The following is a 19,708-nucleotide window of genomic DNA, read 5'->3' as shown; positions in this document are numbered from 1 at the left end:
CCGTAAACGCCTAGTATTTTCGCTTACCGAACGGTGCCATGTGTGCCCGTCACGATGAACTCGTGGCGGGCACCGGTATTTGTGCACCAAAATTGCAATTTGTCGGCATTTCTCTAGGTGTGGCGATTGTCGACGCCGGTGATGCGGCACTAGGGTAGACGAGGTGGACACGATGGTTGAAGAGCGTGGGCTCGTGGCAGAACGCGATACTCGCGTTGAGTCTGACCCGCCGAACCATCATGCCTCGATATCGGGTGACGACGCTCAAGCTGACCGCGAACCTAGCAGCGGTGAGTCAGGGTCAAGCAAAGGCGAGGAGCCAAGTGCCCCGCGTGTAGTCCTCGTCACGGGTGCGAGCCGTTTTCTTGGTGGGTTCCTCACCGCGAAGTTGGCGCAAAATCCAAATATCGAACGAGTGATTGCCGTCGATGCGGTTCCGCCGTCAAAAGATATGCGTAGACGAATGGGGCGCGCCGACTTTGTCCGTGCCGATATCCGGAACCCGCTGATCGCCAAGGTGGTGCGCAACGCAGAAGTCGACACGGTGGTTCACCTGTCGATGTCGCCGCACCCTTCACGGTCAGGTGGCCGGGCCGCAACCAAAGAGATGAACGTCATCGGCGCGATGCAGCTTCTCGCGGCGTGTCAGAAGTCGTCGCACGTCAAACAAGTAATTTTGAAATCTTCGTGGAACATCTACGGGTCGAGCGCGAAGGACCCTGCGATGTTTACGGAGGAGATGAGCGCACGCAAGCCCCCCAAGGGTGGCTTCGCCCGTGACTGCCTTGATGTCGAGGGCTACACCAGGGCGCTCGGTAGGCGCCGACCGGACATTGCGACGACGATTCTTCGACTAGCTCCAATTATTGGTCCGCGGTTGGAAACTGAACTCACGCGCTATCTGTTGCAACCAGTCGTTGCGACGATTTTCGGCCGTGATCCACGACTCCAGTTGCTGCACGAGGAAGACGCTCTCGCAGCGTTCGAGCGCGCAACCTTGGCTGGTTCCGCTGGCACCTTTAATGTCGCGGCCGATGGTGTTATCGCGCTGTCGCAGGCCATTCGTCGCGCGGGCGGCGTACAAATGCCGATTGTGACACCGGCGTTCCCGCTTGTGTCTGGCGTTCAGAAGCGGCTTGGGTTGCACGACTATGCCAGTGACCAATTGGATTACCTCGTCTACGGTTGTGGACTAGACACCACCCGTATGCGAGAGAAGCTAGGTTTTACTCCGCGGTGGACCACGCTTCAGGCATTTGACGATTTTCTGCGAAGTCGTAAATCTACGAGGATCGTGGATCCGGATTCTGTCCGACGTCTCGAATCAAAGGTAGTCGCCGCTGTAGCGCGGTGGGCATGATGCAAAGGGAGACTGCAGGCATGGCGAAAGTGATTCCGCTGCACGGTGACGGAATGGGTCGCCGGTCAGCTGCGCCTGACTCCACGGGGGTGGGCGATGACCTGATCAAGCACCACCCGCCGACCCCTGATGATTCCGATGACTCTCAGCCATCTCCAGACGGTGAAACTTCGTACACGGGCGCGGATTACTCTGCTGAGCATTTCGACGACTCCGCAGACAACTCGGACGCGGACAGCGCAGAACCTGCACCGGCTGACGAAGGCATGTTTGCGCTCCCAATTCCGCTTCCCCTTGGCGGTGTTCGCAGCAAGATCGCGGTCCAGGTGGCAGAAACTGCGGCGTTTATGCGCAGGCGCGTCACCGGCGATTACGAGATTGATGAGTTCGGTTACGACGAGCACCTCAACGACAATGTTTTGCTGCCGCTCCTACGGCCACTATTCGACAAGTGGTTCCGTGTTGACGTCAGCGGCATCGAACACCTGCCTGAGCACGGCGCCGCCCTGATTGTGGCTAACCACGCGGGTGTTGTGCCGATTGATGGTTTGATGACGTCCGTTGCCGTGCATGACCGCACTCCAGGGCATCGGCCCATGCGGATGCTCGCTGCAGACTTGGTTTTCGATATGCCAGTCGTGTCGACTGTGGCGCGCAAAGCGGGTCACACACTCGCCTGTAACCCCGACGCTGAGAGGCTCCTCCGCAAGGGTGAATTGACAGCCGTGTTCCCCGAGGGGTTCAAAGGCATTGGCAAGCCCTATTCCGATCGATACAAGCTTCAGCGATTTGGGCGTGGTGGGTTCGTTTCCGCAGCGCTGCGCACGGGCGCTCCGATCATTCCATGCTCGATCGTCGGTTCTGAGGAAATCTATCCGAAGATCGGCGACTTCAAAGCCTTGGCTCGACTACTCGGTATTCCGTACTTTCCGATCACGCCGCTGTTCCCGCTTCTCGGTCCTGTGGGCATGATTCCGTTGCCTACAAAGTGGCACATCGTTTTCGGTGAGCCCATTGACACCAGCGAGTTCGGTCCAGCATGCGCCGAAGACCCAATGGTCGTTTTTGATCTCACAGACCAGGTGCGTGAGACCATTCAGCAAACGCTGTATCGAGTCCTCGCCAACCGGAGGAACATCTTCCTAGGCTGAAATGCTTTTCCTAGGTCTGAGCGGACCTGGGCCGTCACCGGTACTTGTCGCGGCGACTCGCAATCGCGGCGACGGTACCGCCTAGGGCGCCCAACGCGAGGGCTGTGGGGATTCCAATCTTCGCTGCTTTGCGCCCTGTTCGGAAGTCACGAATCTCCCAGTTGCGGTCTTTCGACACCGCACGTAGATCAGAGTCTGGGTTGATGGCAACTGCAGTACCCACCGCTGTCAGCATGGGCATGTCGTTGAAGCTGTCTGAGTAGGCAGTGCAACGTCGCAAATTTAGGCCTTCGCGCGCCGCGAGTCCGCGGATGGCATGTGCTTTTCCTCTGCCGTGCAACAAGTCACCGACAAGTCGGCCAGTGAACTTTCCGTCTTCGCTTTCAAGGACAGTGCCTAGCGCACCCGTAAGCCCGAGTCGCTTGGCGATCACCTGAGCGAGTTCCACTGGGGTGGCCGTAACAAGCCACACTTGTTGCCCCGCGTCGAGGTGCATTTGGGCGAGAGCACGTGTTCCCGGCCAGATCTTATCCGCGATGAGCTCGTCATAGATTTCTTCGCCAAGCTGCGTGAATTCAGCGGTGGAGCGCCCTGCGATAAAGGCGAGCGCCTTCTCCTTGCCGCTTGCGACGTCGCGGCTGTTCTCTTTTCCTGTAATGCGGAACTTGATTTGTTGCCAGCCGAATGCGGCCATGTCTTTGACGGAAATGTAGTTGCGGCTTGCGAGCCCGCGCGCGAAGTGGATTGATGAGGCGCCGGACACCATGGTGTTGTCGACGTCAAAAAATGCTGCGGCGGTGAGGTCACGGGGGACAGTCGGGCGCTGTTCGGCTTGCGCTTCGTAGAGGGCGTAGGCCGCTTCGGCGCTCGCTTCACCTGCAATGTTGAGGCGCTTTTCTGCAGCGCTCATGCCGAAAGGCCGGTGCGCTTCCCAGTGGCTGCGCATCCACTCCGAGCTGGTGCTGAAGAACCTTGTACGGTCCGGCACGTTTTACCTCCCGCTTGAATCTCGTCCCTACACTAGCTGCCCCGACGGCTACGTACACATCAATAGAGGTGTGGGACGTCGCTGTCCAACATATCCTCTCGGCTGTGAATAATTCTTCTCTTCAAGGTGATGTTGGTGATCAGGCTACGGTGACATTGTTGAGCCGTGCCGGGTGTTCCGTTTGTGTCGTGGCGCGGGAACATCTTGAGAAACTGAGCGGTGAGCTCGGATTTGAGCTCGATGTGGTTGATGTCGATGAGCATGCGCTCCGAGATCCCGAGCTGCGGGAGGAATTTGGCGATCGTCTACCCGTGGTTCTTCTGAATGGCGTAGAACACAGTTATGGATCAGTCGACGAGCAGCGATTGCGCGCCGACCTGGCGATGTGAGGTTCACCTTATCGATTTGGGCAGGTCAGTGAAGTGGAGTGAACTTGGACGTCGCCGTGATCACCCGTTACCGTTAGATAAAGAGTGCTTCGGGTTTACTGTGGTGAACAGTGCATCCACTGGCTGGCAAGGAGCCTTCGAAGTGAGGGAAATCGTAAGTCCCTGGCAGCGTTTATGTCAGTTCGGAGCGAACACGCGACAATCGCTCCAACGAACTGAGTTCGTGGGCCATTGTCGCGTCGAGGAGTCGGAACGGTGATGCTGCTGTGAGTGTGCTGCTGCTCGGTGTGTCACATCGAAGTGCGCCCGTGCCAATTCTGGAGAAGGTGGCATTCCCCGACGGGGATCGCCCCAAGGCGCTCGACAAGATAATGATGTCCCCGCATGTGTCGGAAGCAATGCTTGTATCCACATGCAACAGGGTCGAAATTTACGCCGTCGTTGACGCTTTCCACGGTGCCCTAGCAGACCTCACCGCGCTTGTCTCTGAACATTCAGGCCTCGACCTGAATGAACTGACCCGCCATGCCTATGTGCACTACAGCGAAGCAGCCGTTGAGCACCTCTTTTCGGTTGCAAGCGGTCTTGACTCCATCGTGGTTGGCGAGCAGCAAATCCTCGGGCAGATTAGAAGCGCCTACGCGGAAGCTGACGAACACCAGGCCGTCGGCAGGACCCTCCACGAACTTGCCCAGCAGGCGCTGCGCGTCGGCAAACGGGTCCACACAGAAACGGGTATCGATTCCGCTGGGGCTTCAGTCGTATCAGTCGCCCTTGATCATGCCAGTCAGATCCACGGCGGATTGGTCGGACGCACCGCCACAGTGGTAGGCGCTGGTGCCATGGCTGGTCTTGCCGTTGCACACCTCATTCGTGCGGGTGTCACATCAATTCATGTGGCTAACCGCACGCTCGACAAGGCCGAAAACCTCGCAAGTACGGCACGCGAGAATGGCGCTACCGCCACGTCAAGCAACCTCGATGGGCTTGTCGACGCCATCAGTGCAGCTGACGTCGTAGTGACATGCACGGGCGCAGTCGGGGCGGTCGTTGAACTTGGTGACGTCCTCCAGGCCATGTCACAACGCATGCACCGCGATGTGGTGATCTGCGACCTCGGACTTCCACGCGACGTCGACACCGCTGTTGCTGAGTTGCCTGGCGTGCACATTCTCGACATGGAGACTCTGCAGCGCGATCCAGGTGCAGGCGCTGCAGCCGCGGACGCCGCAGCAGCTCGCAGCATCGTCGTCGGCGAGATTGCTACCTACTTGGAAAGCCAGCGTCTCGCTGAGGTCACTCCTACCGTGACGGCCTTGCGGCGCCGAGCGGCAGAAGTAGTCGAAGCGGAACTGATGCGGCTCGAATCGAAACTGCCCGCAATGCAGGACCGCGATCGAGCTGAAGTAGCGAACACCGTGCGTCGGGTAGTGGATAAGTTGCTGCACGCTCCCACAGTGCGAGTGAAGCAACTCGCAAGTTCGCCGGACGGTAGTAACTACGCGGAAGCTCTTCGCGAATTGTTCGAACTAAGCACGGGAGCGCCAGAAGCATTGTTATCAACGACGTTTGAAGCCCAGCCAGAGCGTCTGAAGGGCAGAACAGATGCCTGACCCGGACCGACCGCTCCGTATTGGCACTCGTGGAAGCATTCTCGCTCTGACCCAGGCTGGGACGGTACGCGATGCCATTATCGCTGAGGGCCACCCAGCTGAACTTGTTGTCGTCCGCACCGCTGGTGATGCATCAGCGGCACCAGTGGAAACCATCGGGGTCGGTGTTTTTACCGCTGCGCTTCGCGATGCACTAGCAGCTGGCGAAGTTGATATTGCAGTCCACTCGTATAAGGATTTGCCCACAGCGCAGGACCCGCGATTTGTGATCGCCGGAGTGCCCGCGCGTGAGGACCCCCGCGATGCCTTGATTGCACGCGACAACATGGTGCTCGGTGAACTTCCCACCGGCTCCAAGGTGGGCACCTCAGCGCCGCGGCGGGCGTCACAACTGCGCGCCCTAGGGCTTGGGCTAGACATCGTCCCGCTGCGCGGGAACATCGACTCACGAATTGGTCGTGTCACCTCTGGTGAGCTCGACGCAGTAGTGCTGGCCCGGGCAGGTCTGTCACGGGTTGGCCGGCTGTCCGAAATCTCGGAATCACTTGATCCGGTGCAGATGTTGCCAGCCCCAGCACAAGGTGCGCTCGCAATTGAGTGCCGCGTCGAGGACACCGATTTGGTAGCTCTTGTTGCTCGGCAGGATGATAGTGATACGCGCGCCGTTGTTGCAGCGGAGCGCACACTGCTCGCCGAACTTGAAGCTGGATGTACCGCACCTGTTGGAGCTCTTGCGGTCGTCGCAGAATCACTCGATGACCAGGGTGAAGTACATATGGAACTGTTCCTTCGGGCGTGCGTTGTCGCGCTTGATGGGTCCCACACCATTCGGGCATCCCGAACTGGGGCTTTGAACAAAGCCGTGGAAATCGGCCAAGAACTTGCCCGTGAACTGCTTGACTTAGGTGCACGGGATCTCATGCCGCTGACACAGGGTGCGGGCTTAAGTCCGCCAAGGCAATGATCCACCCCGCTAGCCCCGCGTCAACTTTGCGTATTGACTGGAGAATCGCCAATGAGCCGAGCGCGTAAGAGCACACCAGGTCGGGTCCTCTTCGTTGGATCAGGTCCTGGTGACCCTGCACTGCTTACATTGCGTGCAAAACAGGTCTTGGAAACGACAACGGTCGCGTTCGTTGACGCCGACGTGAGTGATGCGGTGACCGTACTGCTAGGCACTTGCCTGTCGTCTGAAGACCGCCGCGATGAAGGCGCCGACTTCACACCTGAGATCAAACCAGCCCTTGGCGACCCAGGCGAGGTGGCTAAAACCCTTGTGGCGGAAGCCCGCCGAGGGCACGACGTAGTTCGGCTCGTTTCGGGTGACCCGATGACCACTGACTCTGTGCTCGCTGAGATCACCGCAGTTGCTCGAACTCAGGTTAGTTTCGAAGTTGTACCGGGTCTGGCGCCGGGTGCGGTTGTTCCGGCGTATGCGGGCATGCCGCTCGGTGCGGGACATACAGAGGCGGATGTTCGATGCAACGTCGACTGGGCGGCTCTCGCGTCAGCACCGGGACCACTGGTGTTGCACGCCACGGCAAGCCACCTAGCAGAGGTTGCGAGCGCCCTCGTTGAGCACGGGTTGGCTCCACAAACTCCAGTTGCGGTCACCATCTGCGGAACTACGTGTAAGCAGCGCACCATTGAGGCAACGCTGGCGACACTTAACAACGCTGGGTCAGACTTGCAGGGTGCGCTCATCGTGACAGTGGGCAAAGTGGTGCAGTCGCGAAGCAAGATGTCGTGGTGGGAAACTCGAGACCTGTTCGGCTGGACGGTACTTGTGCCGCGCACCAAGCATCAGGCTGGCGAGATGAGCGATCGCCTCGTTAGCTACGGCGCCATTCCCATTGAGGTCCCCACCATTTCGGTTGAACCTCCTCGTAGCCCGGCACAGATGGAACGCGCCATCAAGGGGCTTGTGGACGGACGCTACCAATGGGTGGTCTTCACCTCTACCAATGCAGTGAAGGCTGTGTGGGAGAAGTTCGAGGAGTTCGGCCTCGACGCCCGAGCGTTCTCTGGCGTGAAGATTGCGTGTGTGGGCGAGGCGACGGCAGAGAAGGTACGGGCCTTCGGCATCATTCCGGAACTTGTTCCTTCAGGTGAGCAGTCAAGTTTGGGGTTGCTGGCCGACTTCCCGCCGCATGACGACGTGCTTGACCCGGTAGACCGCGTCCTGCTGCCACGCGCTGACATTGCCACCGAAACACTTGCTGAAGGCTTGCGTGAGCGTGGGTGGGAAATCGACGACGTCACTGCATACCGGACCGTACGTGCCGCACCACCCGCTGCCGAAATTCGCGAGATGATCAAGACCGGTGGGTTCGATGCCGTTCTCTTCACCTCGTCGTCGACCGTGCGGAACCTAGTCGGTATCGCGGGTAAGCCACACCAACGCACTATCGTGGCTTGCATCGGCCCAAAGACCGCGGAGACAGCGGTGGAATTTGGTCTGCGCGTTGACGTACAACCAGAAGTCGCGCAAGTGGGTTCGCTCGTAGACGCGCTAGCAGCACATGCTTCGTACTTGCGGGCTGAAGGTCTACTGCCACCACCTAAAAAGAGGTCACGCGCTCGGCGCTGACTCCCGACGCAGGTATTGTGCCGGGTACGACTGCCAAGGAAGGCCAATGTTTCCTGCGGACCGTCCGCGGCGATTGCGGACAACATCAGCGATACGCCGGTTGGTGGCTGAAACGGTTGTTCAGCCACGCCATTTAGTGCTGCCCATGTTTGTTGCCGACGGACTCGACCAGCCGCACCCCATTAGTTCGATGCCCGGCGTGCAGCAACACACCATGGACACTCTTCGGAGCGCCGCGGAGGAAGCGGTTCGCGCAGGTGTGGGTGGCTTGATGATCTTTGGTGTGCCGGCGGATGGCGACAAAGATGCATGCGGTGCGCAGGGCGCAGATCCGGATGGCATCCTGAACCGCGCATTGCGCGTACTACGCGAAGACCTTGGCGATGACACGGTCCTGATGGCGGACACCTGCCTAGACGAATTTACCGACCATGGCCACTGCGGCGTGCTCGCGGACGACGGCACCATCGACAATGACGCAACGCTGAAGCACTACGGAACACTGGCTGTCGCGCAAGCAGAAGCGGGAGCACATGTGGTTGCGCCGAGCGGAATGATGGACGGCCAGGTCGGCTACATCAGAGACGTTCTCGACGGCGCGAATTTTCACGATATTTCTATCCTCGCGTACTCCGCAAAGTATTCATCGGCGCTGTACGGACCATTTCGGGAAGCAGTGGGCTCATCACTGCAAGGGACACGGGCCAGCTATCAACAAGACTGCTCGAACGCCAGAGAATCGAGTCGCGAGGTTGCGCTTGATCTCGCCGAAGGCGCTGACATGGTGATGGTGAAACCCGCGATGATGTACCTAGACATCATTCGGCAAACCTCGGAACAGTCGGATGTACCGGTCGCTGCCTATCAGGTGTCCGGCGAATACGCGATGATCTCTGCAGCTGCGCAACGAGGATGGGTGGATCTAGACCGTGCGATAGTGGAATCGCTGACAAGCATCAAACGCGCCGGTGCCGATATAGTGCTCACGTACTGGGCAACGTATGCCGCGTCCATGTTCCGATCGTGACAGGATTTTTAACTCGTACCCATGAACTCACCTGAGCAGCACCCGAATCACCAGCACTCGAGTCATCAACATGAGGCGCACCGCGACGACTTTGTGAAGTCAAGCGGCAAGCGTCCGCGGCGTACTCCTCCGCACGATGTCATCACAGCATTTCAACTATGGCTTGGCATCCTCGCGCTAGGGATTGCGACAATTCCTGTTCGAGTCTTGCTTATGGTGCAGAACCTCGATGATTCGACTGCGGTTCTGCTCGAGCAAGTGGAGCAGCAAGATTCCCTGTCACTCACCGAAGAGCAGGCCCGCATGTGGGCGACTGTCGCTATCGGGGCTGTCGGGGTCATTTTTGTACTGATCTTTGGTGCGTTGTTGGTGGCGGCATTCGCGATGCGCGCGGGGCGTCCGTGGGCGAGAGTTGTTCTGACCGCGGTGGGCATCGTGCTTGTCGTGTTTGCGATCCCCGCGTTGTTTGCCGGTGGCCAGACTGGTGTTCTGCCATTTGTGGACTCAGCGCTAGGTCTCGTGCAGGCAGTGCTTGCGGTGGGTGCGATTATTGCAATGCACCGCGAAGAATCCAACCGTTACTTTGCTGGGGAGAAGAGACGTGAATCAGCCTGAGCTTCGTCCGACTGTGGTGTCGGCGGCATACTGGTTATGGTTTGCTGCTGCGGTCGTACTCATCCTGATGGGACTTGGATGGTTGTTCGTTGACGAAGCCACAATCTTGGCGGCGGACCCGAACTTCCAGAACCCCGGTCAGCTCGTTGACTTGATGCGCATGTACGGCGGAATCGCGCTTGTGTCGGCGGTCTTTGTTGCCTTCCTCGCTGGCCGTATGCGGCGTGGTGACGCACGCTATCGCCGTTCACTAGTCGCATTCTCAGTCGTATTGTCGATCTTCCAAATCATGTCAATCTGGCTCGTCGGGGCCGGTTTCTTCGCTATCGCAGTGGTAGCCCCCGTCGTAGCGGCCTCAATCCTCGTATACAGGCCCGCAGCAAAGTCTTGGTTTTCATGACTGCGAGCGGTGACGTGCTATTTGAGGAGCCGGGAGCGCGATGGAATTCGCTCCTTGCCATTCCCATCATGTGTGGCATTGGCATCATCGGCGAAATGATATTGCGGGGCCCGGTGCATTGGCTCGGGTGGGGTGTTGCCGGAACTGCCGTCGGACTTGTTTTCTGCTGGCAAATTTATGCCGCACGGACGTATGCGAGTGTCTCATTCGATGGCCACACACTGCGCCAGGGCACAAAAACTCTGCAGGTCGATGAGATAGCGGAAATCTTGCCACCTGAATCTGATACGACAGTCTCAAATAAGGTCGCAGACCGGTGGCTACTCGCGCCGCCGTTGGGGGATCTTCCAACCGTCCCCAAACGTCGTACCGGCATCGGGTTGGTGCTCCGTAGCGGCACCGTTACCCAGGCCTGGGCGAAAGATCACGAAACCTTGCGTACATTGCTGGCCGAATCTGTGGTGCAGCGCTAACTCCACCGAAAGTGGGTTTCGTCTCCGGGGCGAAGCTGGGCGACTGCATCGACATTGATGACGACGCCGATCACCGGATACCCGCCCGTCACTGGATGGTCGCGGAGGAACACCACTGGTTGACCGTCGGGTGGGACTTGTATTGCGCCGGGCACCATCCCTTCGCTGGGTAGTTCGTCAGTTCGCTGGCGCGTTAACTTGTGCCCATTGAGGCGTACTCCGACGCGGTTTGAGTCAGTGGACACGGTGTACGCCGTAGTGGTTAGGGCCCTAATTGCAGCAGGTGTAAACCACGTGGTGCGGGGGCTTGCAGCGACCAACAACGGTGCGGTGCGGTGTGGGTGCCATCGGTGGGGGAGAGAAGTGGCCGCTGGCCACAATGTTCCTTCGCTGGGGCCGATGCAGAGATGATCCCCGGACTTCACGACGGGTGGACCCAGTCCGGACAGGGTGTCGGTGCTGCAACTTCCCAACGTCCGCTCTGCGACGAAGCCACCGCGCACAGCCAAATAGTTGCGGCACCCGGCAGGGGGAGCGCCGATGCTGAGGACATCGCCCGTGTTCAGGACGAACGAATGATTGGCTGGGTGCGAGGTGCCGTTGATGGTCGCCGGGACAGTTGGTCCGGTGATGGCGCACAACATCGTTGAAGTTGCTTTCGCTTTGAAGCCACCGAGGGTGATCTCCACACACGGCGCGCGCTCAGTGTTGCCCACTAGCCGATTCGCAGCGGCGAAGGCTCCGTGGTCGGCTGCGCCAGACCAGGTCACACCATCCGCGCTGTGGCCTGGGCGCCCACCATCTTGGATGGTAGCGAAGGGGCCGGTGGTCAGAACTATCAAGGTCGCCGTCATTTTTGGGCCACAAACTTCACATGCATCCCGGGCTGCAAAAGCCCAGGTGGGTCCGCGTGGAGGTCCCACAATGTTTGCGTCGTGGTACCGATGATGTTCCATCCGCCCGGCGATGGGCGAGGATAGATGCCGCTGTAGTGCCCTGCGAGACCGACACTGCCTGCTGGCACTGTTGTGCGGGGCGTGGCCCGACGCGGAACGTGTAGCCGGGCATCGCCGCCAGTAAGGTACGCAAACCCTGGAGCGAAGCCGCTGAACGCTACGGTCCACTGGGTGCCAGTGTGGGCCTCGATGACCTCGTCGGTCGAAAGCCCGGTGTGGTGCGCCACGTCGGCTAGGTCGTCCCCGTCGTACGTCACGGAAATCGTGATCACACGTGGTGCGTCGGTGCGGGCTTCGGATGTGTCGTGGTCGCGCAAAGCATTCGTCAGGGTATCGGCGGTGACACGGGTGGCGTCATGGCGAACAAGTAGCGTGACCGCACCCGGAACGAGGTCGATGATTCCGGGCAGCTTCTGTTCACGTAATTGGCGGTATGCCTGGTGAACTCCGTCGAGGGTGTCACATTCGATGAGGTAGGCGTTGGGGCCCATCGCGGATATGCGCATCGGTGGTTCACCTCAGCAAAATGGGCGGATAGTGACACCGTTGTCGGTGAACGTGGCCCGGAGTTGATGTGCGATGCCTACCGAGTCTGGGGTGTCGCCGTGAACACAAATCGACTCGGCACTGATCGGTACAGGTGTTCCGCTTATCGAGGTGATGGTGCCGGAGGTGATGAGCGCAAGTGCGCGTTCGGCAATGGCGGTCTTGTCGTGGATAACGGCGTTTGGTTCGCGCCGCGACACCAGCGTGCCGTCTGCGTTGTAGGCACGATCAGCGAAGGCCTCAGGGACGGCGCGAATACCGGCTCGGGCAGCGTGATCGAACAATGCAGAACCAGGAAGTCCTAACAGTGGGAGGTCTGGGTTGTAGCGAGCAATCGCGCGTACGACTGCGGCTGCTTGCTCCTCGTGGTGCACAACGGTGTTGTAAAGCGCTCCGTGCGGTTTAACGTAACGGACGCTGCTCCCGGAAACCCGTGCGAGGCCGTCGAGGGCGCTGATTTGATACAAGACATCGGCTTCGAGGTCTTCGGGTGCTATGTCCATGAATCGTCGGCCAAAACCGGCGAGGTCGGGATAGCTGACCTGGGCCCCGATGCGCACATCGCGGGCAGCAGCGGATTCGCAGGTAGCCAGCAAGGTGCGTGGGTCACCTGCGTGGAAGCCGCAGGCTACGTTGGCGCTCGTGACCACTGTGAGCATCGCTGCGTCGTCGCCGAGCTTCCAGCTGCCGTAGCTTTCGCCAAGATCGCAATTGAGATCGATCATCGCCATAGTCACTACCGTTCCATACCTGGAATTCTTACGCAGCGGCGGCTGTGTTTACGCTGCTGCGGCAGTGGTCCGACTGCCAATGATTCGGCAGATCACGTAGATGACAAAGGCGATGCTGGTGACGAAGACTGACACCGGCACACCCGGCGCGAGGGAAAGAATGATTCCGCCGACGGCAGCCAGTTGGGCAAAAATGAGCGTGAAGATTGTGACTTTGAGTGGGTCTGCGGTGAGTCTGCCCGCTGCCGCCGCTGGGGTGACGAGGAGCGACAAGACAAGAAGCGCCCCGACGATTTGCACACCGATGGACACAGCAAGACCAACGAGCACTGCAAAAACGATGGAAAGCCCACGGACAGGTATGCCGCGAGCCGACGCCACCTCCGGGTCTGTGCTCGCGAACAAAAGAGGTCGGTAGACAGCCGCGAGTATCACCAGGACGACAACGGCGGTGCCAATGAGGAGCTGCAAACCGATGGTATTGACGGTGACGACTTGCCCAACGAGCAGGGCAAATTGGTTGACGGTGCGGTCCGGGTTGAGCCACAAAAACAGAACAGCAAGCCCTAGTCCAAATGACAAGATGACGCCGATGATCGCGTCGCGTTCGCGGGAACGCAACCCGAGGATGCCGAAAAGGAGAGCTGCGGCGATAGAACCAACGATGGCGCCGTAGCCGACGGAAATTCCGAGAAGGAGCCCGCCCGCGGCGCCCATGACGGAGAGTTCACTTGTGCCATGCACGGCAAAGGACATTTGTCGGCTCACGATGAGTGGACCGATGACACCTGCGAGCAGCCCAAGAATGGCACTAGCGATAATTGCATGCTGCACGAAGGAGCGGCTCAGTAAGTCTGCGGTGACAGTGAAGTCGAAGAATTTCACCCAAAAGTCGTACATTCTGCTCACTCCAGGTGGTGTTCTTGGCCCGCACGGCCAAGTACGTCGATGCTGTCGCCTGTCCCTACGACAACGAGACGATTGCGCACTTTGAGGACTTCCACGTCGGTGCGGTATAGCTCCGAAAGCACCTGCGACGTCATCACTTCGTTCGGGGGGCCGATTCGGAAACGACCGTCCACAAGGTAGAGAACCTTGTCCACCATATTGAGGATCGGGTTAATTTCGTGGGTGACAAAGATGACGGCAGTTTGCGCCAAGTGCCGCCGCGAATCGATGAGTTCGGCGACTTTTCGCTGACTCGCGAGATCAAGGCTCAACAAGGGCTCGTCGCACAGCAATAGTCCCGGGTCAGACACCAGTGATTGCGCCACTCGCAGTCGTTGCTGTTCGCCGCCAGAAAGCCGACCCACGGGTGCGTCAGCGTAGTCTTGCGCACCCACGGCGTTGAGGGCTTCATTGACCCGATCTTGGCGCATGCGGCGCCGACGGGGTGAAACCGTGAGGCCCCAGTGATGGCCATTAAAGCCGAGGCCTACGAGGTCGCGTCCGCGGAGGGTAAGGCCACGGTCCAGGGTCTTTTGCTGCGGGATATACCCGATTCGCGAGTCGCCTCTGCGTGTTCGGTCGCCGAAAGTGCGAACGTGGCCTGCGTTGACGTTTTGGAGGCCAAGCAGAACCCTGAGCAGGGTCGTCTTGCCCGACCCGTTGGGCCCGAGCACGGCGACGAACTCACCGGGGTGGATTTTGAGGGTGAGTTCGTCCCAAAGCTTTCGATGCCCGAAGGCCAGGCGCGCGTCCCGCAATTCCACGACGGGATCTGTCAGTGAAAGGGGACTGGCGCCTGGCCTGTCAGGTTGTGCAGATGGAGATGTGCTCATACACCGCTCAGTACGGACTCAAAATCATCGAGAACAGAGTGCATCCATTCAAGGTAGTCCATTCCGGCAGGAATGGATTCTGCGACCGCTACAACTGGGATGTTGTTCTCTTCTGCGAGGTCCCGCATGATCTGGGTCGTGGGTGATTCGCGTGTGCTGTTGTAGACGAGAACTGATGCTTCACCGTCTTCGAGGAGGTCACTGAAGCGTGCAGTGACGGCAGCGGAGGGATCGGTGCCGTGTTCGACTGCGCGAGTGAACTCCACTGGTGCGATATCGATCAAACCAAGCTCGTCGAGGAGGTATTCGGTCAACGGTTCGGTCTGTGCTACTTCGACGCCTGCGCTTTCAGCGCGGATGTCGGCTGCGCGGTCTTCGAGTTCTTCGATGCTGTCTGAGAATGCCTCAGCGTTGGCGCGGTAGGTGTCTGCGCCTGATGGGTTCATGTCACTGAGTTGCACTGCGATTTCTTCGGCGACGGCGCTCACGGTGTGGAAGTCGAACCAGATGTGCTCGTTGACTGGCCCATGCCCGTGGTCGTCATTCCCGTGCTCATCGGCGTGCCCGTGCTCGTCTTCAGCGTGCTCATCTTCAGAGTGCTCGTCTTCGTGGTGGCGGCCTTCGCCCGTGGCATGGTCGTCGCCGTCTTCATCATGACGATGCTGAGCTTCGTGCCCACCTTCGTTGTGCGCATCGTGACCGTGGCTATCCTCGTCATGAGTCGCCGCATCAGAATCGTGTTCATCGTGAGCACCATTATGCCCGTGCTCGTCACCATGTTCGTCGTCATGGTGTTCGTCGTCGTGGCCGTGCTCGTCACCGTGTTCGTCGTCGTGGCCGTGTTCATCGTCGTGACCATGATCGTTGTCGTGATCGTGCTCAAGATGAATCTCGTAGGCATTAACTACGCGAGGGGGCGCGTCAGCAGCATCGAGGACATCCTGTACGAACTGGTCGTACCCTCCGCCATTGAAGATGACGAGGTCGGCATCTTGAATGGTTGCGATGTCTCGTGGGCTGCTCTCGTAGTGATGCGGATCGATAGCCGGGTCGCTAATGAGAGCCTCGATCGCGAAATCATCGCCACCAACCTGGCGCGCGATATCCGCCCACACATTGGTGCTAGTGACAATAGTGGCGAGGCCGTCAGTGCTGCCGTTGTCGACGTCGTCGCTGCCGCATGCGGTGACGCTGAGCGCGAGGAGTCCTAGCCCGGATGCTAGAACGCCAGTGGTTTTCAATGCACGCACGAATCCCCCTGCAAATCTGAATATGGTAACGGTTTCCAACTCAGTCTACGGTCTGGCGTTGGTGTGCGCGAAACGGCATCAAATTCAGTGTCGCCAAGGAAATAGTGCGCCATGGCGCCGAGTGCAGCGATAGCGTTCGTCTCATGTCTCGTTCGTCACGACCTCGGCGCCGTGCCACCCTCGCCACCCTTGCAGCTGAACTGAAGGTGTCGCGCACAACCGTGTCTAATGCCTACAACAGGCCTGACCAGCTCTCACCCGAGTTGCGCAACAGGGTGTTGGCCGCAGCGAAGGAAATGGGGTACTCGGGCCCGGATCCAGTTGCTCGGTCGCTGCGAATGCGGCGCGCCGATACAGTGGGTTTGCTCCTCGACCAGCCCCTCAACTACACCTTTCGCGATCCCGCCGCCGTTGATTTTGTTGCAGGCGTTGCCGATGCGTGCGACGCGGCAGGCCGCTCGCTTCTCATCGTGCCCACTGGCGGAAGTCGCGATGCTCAAGCCGCCGCTGAAGTCGTCAACCGAGCAAGCGTTGACGGCTTCGTTGCGTATTCAGTCAGTGGCGACAACCCATACCTCGCAGCTGCGCTCGAAAGGCACGTTCCAGTCGTTGTGTGCGATCAACCGACCGGGCTTGAGGGCGTGGTGCTGGTTGGAATCGATGACCGGGCAGCGATGGCGTCGCTAGCCAAACACGTTCTCGCTGCGGGACACCGGCAGATTGGCATCATGACGATGCGGCTGACAACAGACTTTCGCGACGGCGTTGTACCACTTGACGAGGCACTAGATTCGACGTTTTCTGTGCAGCGCGACAGAATCCAAGGAATCGCAGATGTCGCATCAGATTACGGCGATGAGGTGTCCATCACTGTTATGCAAACTGGATCCCACAATCGTGAGTCCGGCGCTGCTGCGGCGCGGTCAATCATGGAGGTCGCCCCGAACATCACAGTGCTCGTGTGCACCTCCGACGTACTTGCGCTCGGAGCAATGACGTGGGCGGCAGGGGCGGGGGTTTCCGTTCCGAGTGACCTTTCCATTACCGGGTTTGACGGCACACGCGACGCACAGCGCGCTGACTTAACCACTGTTGTGCAGCCCTCAGAGCTCAAAGGGAAACGCGCAGGCGAAATCCTCATGAGTCTGCCTGCGGCACACAGCAGTCGAAGCGAATACCTCGATACGACACTGAGGCAGGGCTCAACACTTGCCCCGCCGCGCCGCCGACCTTAAGAGGCCGCGCTTGGTTGCGTTACCGGCACGCTCTGCGAAAGCAGCGCCGCGCATCGAAGCAAACCAATATGGCTATACGCCTGAGGATGGTTTCCGAGCGCACGCTCAGCAACCGGATCGTACTCTTCGCTCAACAGGCCTGTCGGACCGGCGGCTGCTACTAATTGAGCGAACAATGCTTCCGCCTGTGTGCGCTGGTCGGTGAGAAGATACGCCTCGACGAGCCATGCCGCACACAGGTGAAATCCGCCCTCCCCGCCAGGGAGCCCATCATCGTGGTGGTACCGATACACCGTCGATCCGCTGCGGAGTTCCTTTTCTGTAGCAATAACCGTGGCACGGAAGCGATCGTCGCTGGGATCAATGAGGCCGGACAAGCCGATATGCAACGTCGCGGCATCAAGGTCATCCCCACCGTATGCGGCCGTATACGCCTGAATGTCGTCATTCCAGCCGCGTGACAGCACTTGCTGGGAGATCACATCTCGCAATGTCGCCCAGCCTGGCGGCACCTCATGATCAAACAGTTGGGCCAGCTTGAGCGCCCTATCTACCGTCAACCAACACATGACCTTCGAATACACATGGTGACGGGGGGCGCCGCGGATCTCCCAAATGCCGTGGTCGGGTTCAGCCCAGCGCCGCTCCACAGCCGACACCATCGCCACCACGAGTTCCCAATCGCGCTTCGTCAACGGTTCGTCGTGACCTGCGCGCACACGAGCATTGGTGAGGTCGTGAATGAGTTCAACGACAGGACCGAACACGTCGAGTTGAACCTGGTTGTTCGCTGCGTTGCTCACCCGTACAGGACGTGAACCTGCGTACCCGGGAAGTGAATCAATGACCGCTTCTGGCGGAAGTGCAACGCCGTGCAAGGTGTACAGCGGGTGTAGTCGTTCCGGACCGGGCACCGTATCCAGCACCCTGTGCACCCATTCCAAGAACGCTTCAGCTTCATTCGTTGAGCCAAGCGCCACCAGCGCGGATGCCGTCATGGCAGCATCTCGCAGCCAACAGTAGCGGTAGTCCCAGTTGCGGACCCCGCCGATTTCCTCGGGGAGAGACGTGGTCGCTGCGGCAAGAATTGCCCCAGTGTCGGCGTGAACGAGCCCTCGCAGAGTCAGCGCAGACCGTTTCATCAAGTCGGTCTTGAGGGGCGGCAGATCCAGCGCATGCGCCCAGTCGCGCCAGTAATCTTCTGACACCTTGCGGCGATCCGCTTCGGTCTGCGCGTGCGGGTCGAGGTCGGACGAACCGCACCGCAACTCAAGCACCACCGGACCTGCAGCTGGATCCACTGTTGCCGTGGCTGTGTCATGCACGCCATCCGTGGAAATTTCCCACTTGACGCCGGGGGAGCGCAAAACGATCGGGTCGTTGGTTCCCTCAACGCGCAGGCCTTCGGGCCTCATCACGATACGGACAGAGGCCTGCCCAAACTCGGGTCGCGGAGCAAACGTCACCACAGCGGGTGCATCGCCAGAAATTACCCGTGTCAGGTCAGTGCGGCCTACCGGAGCGTCGTGCGGCAAGTAATCAGTCACAATCAAACTTGACCAGCGCGTCTCTACCGTCATCGTCCCGTCGACGTACTGCTGACTCAACGGCAATGATGGCCGCTGTGGCCCCACTGAGAAGTGCCCGGCGCTTTCGCCGCCCAGCAAATGAGCGAATACCGCCGCGGAATCTGGTTCCGGATGGCAGAACCAACTGAGCGTGCTGTTGGGCGTCAGGAGGGCGACTGCACGCGGACTCGCCAACATCGTCAGGCGTTCGATTGGGGTTGCGCTGTCACCGTGCAACCACATGCGGCGCTCTTCAAACAAGTAAGCCAGCGCCATCGCGACGTCATTGGTCGATTCGATGCGGAAACCGGCAAGTGTGTCGCCGCCGCCAACTTTTACGCCAATGTCAGGTCCATGAAGGCGCCGAAATGCCTTCTCATCAGTAACATCGTCGCCGAAAAAGACCGCCGCTGATGCACCTTCTTGGTGTCGCAGAATATCGAGTGCTTGACCCTTATCCGTCGTGATTACAGCAAGCTCGATGACTGCTTTGCCCTCAGTGACTTGAACGCCATCCCACGTAGCAGCACCGACACGAACAGCGGCTAGTGCCTGTTCGCCCGTTTCATCTGATTCAGCGCGACGAACATGCAACGCGACACTGGCGGGCTTTAACTCGACCGTCGTACCCGGATGCGCGTCCGAAACTTCACTGAGTTCAGCAGCGAGGCGTTTCAACAAGTCCTTGGCGTTGGAGCTGATTTCGTGCACGAAACCAACTTCAAACTCCGACCCATGACTGCCGACCAGATGTACTTCCACCGGCAATCGAGACAGCGTTGCGAGATCGCGAAGCGCCCGGCCTGAAATAACAGCAGCCGTGGTGGATGGCAGTGCAGCCAGAGCCCTCAGCGCGCGCACGGACGCCGAATTGGGGTAAGCCAAATCGGGATCGGCCACAATTGGCGCCATCGTTCCGTCGTAGTCGCAGGCGATGAGAAGCCGAGGTGTGCGTGCAACCTGCGACAAGGCCCGCCGAAGCTCGACGGGCAAATCCTGAGCACTCATGCTCTGCACCCCTTTCTTCGGCTGCTA

General features: G+C 59.4%; 19 protein-coding genes. 11 read left to right on the top strand and 8 right to left on the bottom strand.

Features of this window, described 5'->3' with window-relative positions; translation table 11 throughout:
- Window positions 1-172: 172 nt before the first annotated feature.
- Window positions 173-1,360, top strand: coding sequence for an NAD-dependent epimerase/dehydratase family protein (locus tag IEW73_RS14610; protein ID WP_188676702.1), 1,188 nt, complete (start codon window positions 173-175; stop codon window positions 1,358-1,360).
- Window positions 1,361-1,380: 20 nt separating this feature from the next.
- On the top strand, window positions 1,381-2,511 hold the full coding sequence (locus IEW73_RS14605; protein ID WP_188676699.1) for a lysophospholipid acyltransferase family protein: 1,131 nt from the start codon (window positions 1,381-1,383) through the stop codon (window positions 2,509-2,511).
- A gap of 34 nt (window positions 2,512-2,545) precedes the next feature.
- On the opposite strand, the gene IEW73_RS14600 is transcribed toward IEW73_RS14605, so the two are convergent.
- The gene (locus IEW73_RS14600) at window positions 2,546-3,457 is read right to left on the bottom strand and encodes an HAD family hydrolase (RefSeq protein ID WP_188677018.1); all 912 of its coding nucleotides are present in this window, start codon (window positions 3,455-3,457) and stop codon (window positions 2,546-2,548) included.
- A gap of 146 nt (window positions 3,458-3,603) precedes the next feature.
- Between IEW73_RS14600 and IEW73_RS14595 the strand changes: the two genes are divergently transcribed.
- The 8 genes from IEW73_RS14595 (at window position 3,604) to mce1N (ending at window position 10,606) form a co-directional block, all read left to right on the top strand.
- Complete coding sequence (locus IEW73_RS14595; RefSeq protein ID WP_229676022.1) at window positions 3,604-3,888, top strand: glutaredoxin family protein; 285 nt, start codon at window positions 3,604-3,606, stop codon at window positions 3,886-3,888.
- A 266-nt stretch (window positions 3,889-4,154) separates the two neighbouring features.
- Window positions 4,155-5,501 carry a glutamyl-tRNA reductase gene (locus tag IEW73_RS14590; protein WP_188676696.1) on the top strand — a complete coding sequence of 449 codons (1,347 nt, stop codon included), beginning with the start codon at window positions 4,155-4,157 and terminating at the stop codon, window positions 5,499-5,501.
- Window positions 5,494-6,465: a hydroxymethylbilane synthase gene (hemC, locus tag IEW73_RS14585; RefSeq protein WP_188676693.1), complete on the top strand. Its 972-nt coding sequence runs from the start codon at window positions 5,494-5,496 to the stop codon at window positions 6,463-6,465. The genes IEW73_RS14590 and hemC overlap by 8 nt, the downstream gene beginning before the upstream one ends.
- A 51-nt stretch (window positions 6,466-6,516) precedes the next feature.
- Window positions 6,517-8,091 carry a bifunctional uroporphyrinogen-III C-methyltransferase/uroporphyrinogen-III synthase gene (locus IEW73_RS14580; RefSeq protein WP_188676690.1) on the top strand — a complete coding sequence of 525 codons (1,575 nt, stop codon included), beginning with the start codon at window positions 6,517-6,519 and terminating at the stop codon, window positions 8,089-8,091.
- Between the two features lie 46 nt (window positions 8,092-8,137).
- On the top strand, window positions 8,138-9,118 hold the full coding sequence (hemB, locus tag IEW73_RS14575; RefSeq protein WP_188676687.1) for a porphobilinogen synthase: 981 nt from the start codon (window positions 8,138-8,140) through the stop codon (window positions 9,116-9,118).
- Between the two features lie 21 nt (window positions 9,119-9,139).
- Window positions 9,140-9,733, top strand: a complete 594-nt coding sequence (locus IEW73_RS14570) for a hypothetical protein (protein ID WP_188676684.1) — start codon at window positions 9,140-9,142, stop codon at window positions 9,731-9,733.
- Window positions 9,720-10,133 carry a hypothetical protein gene (locus IEW73_RS14565; protein WP_188676682.1) on the top strand — a complete coding sequence of 138 codons (414 nt, stop codon included), beginning with the start codon at window positions 9,720-9,722 and terminating at the stop codon, window positions 10,131-10,133. The genes IEW73_RS14570 and IEW73_RS14565 overlap by 14 nt, the downstream gene beginning before the upstream one ends.
- Window positions 10,130-10,606 carry a transport-regulating membrane protein Mce1N gene (mce1N, locus tag IEW73_RS14560; protein WP_188676680.1) on the top strand — a complete coding sequence of 159 codons (477 nt, stop codon included), beginning with the start codon at window positions 10,130-10,132 and terminating at the stop codon, window positions 10,604-10,606. Before IEW73_RS14565 ends, mce1N begins: the two co-directional genes overlap by 4 nt.
- On the opposite strand, the gene IEW73_RS14555 is transcribed toward mce1N, so the two are convergent.
- Genes IEW73_RS14555 through IEW73_RS14530 form a run of 6 tightly spaced genes read right to left on the bottom strand, consistent with a single transcriptional unit; the run spans window position 10,603 to window position 15,870 of the window.
- Window positions 10,603-11,460 carry a 5-oxoprolinase subunit C family protein gene (locus IEW73_RS14555; protein WP_188676678.1) on the bottom strand — a complete coding sequence of 286 codons (858 nt, stop codon included), beginning with the start codon at window positions 11,458-11,460 and terminating at the stop codon, window positions 10,603-10,605. The two genes, mce1N and IEW73_RS14555, sit on opposite strands and share 4 nt — an antisense overlap.
- Entirely contained in the window at window positions 11,457-12,068 is a 612-nt protein-coding gene (pxpB, locus tag IEW73_RS14550; RefSeq protein WP_188676675.1) for a 5-oxoprolinase subunit PxpB, read from the bottom strand. Before pxpB ends, IEW73_RS14555 begins: the two co-directional genes overlap by 4 nt.
- Window positions 12,069-12,080: 12 nt before the next feature.
- Window positions 12,081-12,839 (bottom strand): LamB/YcsF family protein, encoded by a 759-nt coding sequence (locus IEW73_RS14545; protein ID WP_188676666.1) that lies wholly within the window; start codon window positions 12,837-12,839, stop codon window positions 12,081-12,083.
- Window positions 12,840-12,887: 48 nt separating this feature from the next.
- On the bottom strand, window positions 12,888-13,739 hold the full coding sequence (locus IEW73_RS14540; RefSeq protein ID WP_188676663.1) for a metal ABC transporter permease: 852 nt from the start codon (window positions 13,737-13,739) through the stop codon (window positions 12,888-12,890).
- A 5-nt stretch (window positions 13,740-13,744) separates the two neighbouring features.
- Complete coding sequence (locus IEW73_RS14535) at window positions 13,745-14,620, bottom strand: metal ABC transporter ATP-binding protein (RefSeq protein ID WP_188676661.1); 876 nt, start codon at window positions 14,618-14,620, stop codon at window positions 13,745-13,747.
- Entirely contained in the window at window positions 14,617-15,870 is a 1,254-nt protein-coding gene (locus IEW73_RS14530) for a metal ABC transporter solute-binding protein, Zn/Mn family (RefSeq protein ID WP_188676659.1), read from the bottom strand. Before IEW73_RS14530 ends, IEW73_RS14535 begins: the two co-directional genes overlap by 4 nt.
- A gap of 143 nt (window positions 15,871-16,013) precedes the next feature.
- Between IEW73_RS14530 and IEW73_RS14525 the strand changes: the two genes are divergently transcribed.
- Window positions 16,014-17,105, top strand: a complete 1,092-nt coding sequence (locus IEW73_RS14525) for a LacI family DNA-binding transcriptional regulator (protein WP_188676650.1) — start codon at window positions 16,014-16,016, stop codon at window positions 17,103-17,105.
- On the opposite strand, the gene otsB is transcribed toward IEW73_RS14525, so the two are convergent.
- Entirely contained in the window at window positions 17,102-19,681 is a 2,580-nt protein-coding gene (otsB, locus tag IEW73_RS14520; protein WP_188676647.1) for a trehalose-phosphatase, read from the bottom strand. The two genes, IEW73_RS14525 and otsB, sit on opposite strands and share 4 nt — an antisense overlap.
- Window positions 19,682-19,708 lie beyond the last annotated feature (27 nt).

Source organism: Hoyosella rhizosphaerae, assembly GCF_014643175.1.
GTDB lineage: Bacteria > Actinomycetota > Actinomycetes > Mycobacteriales > Mycobacteriaceae > Lolliginicoccus > Lolliginicoccus rhizosphaerae.
This window is presented reverse-complemented; position numbering and strand designations above follow the sequence as displayed.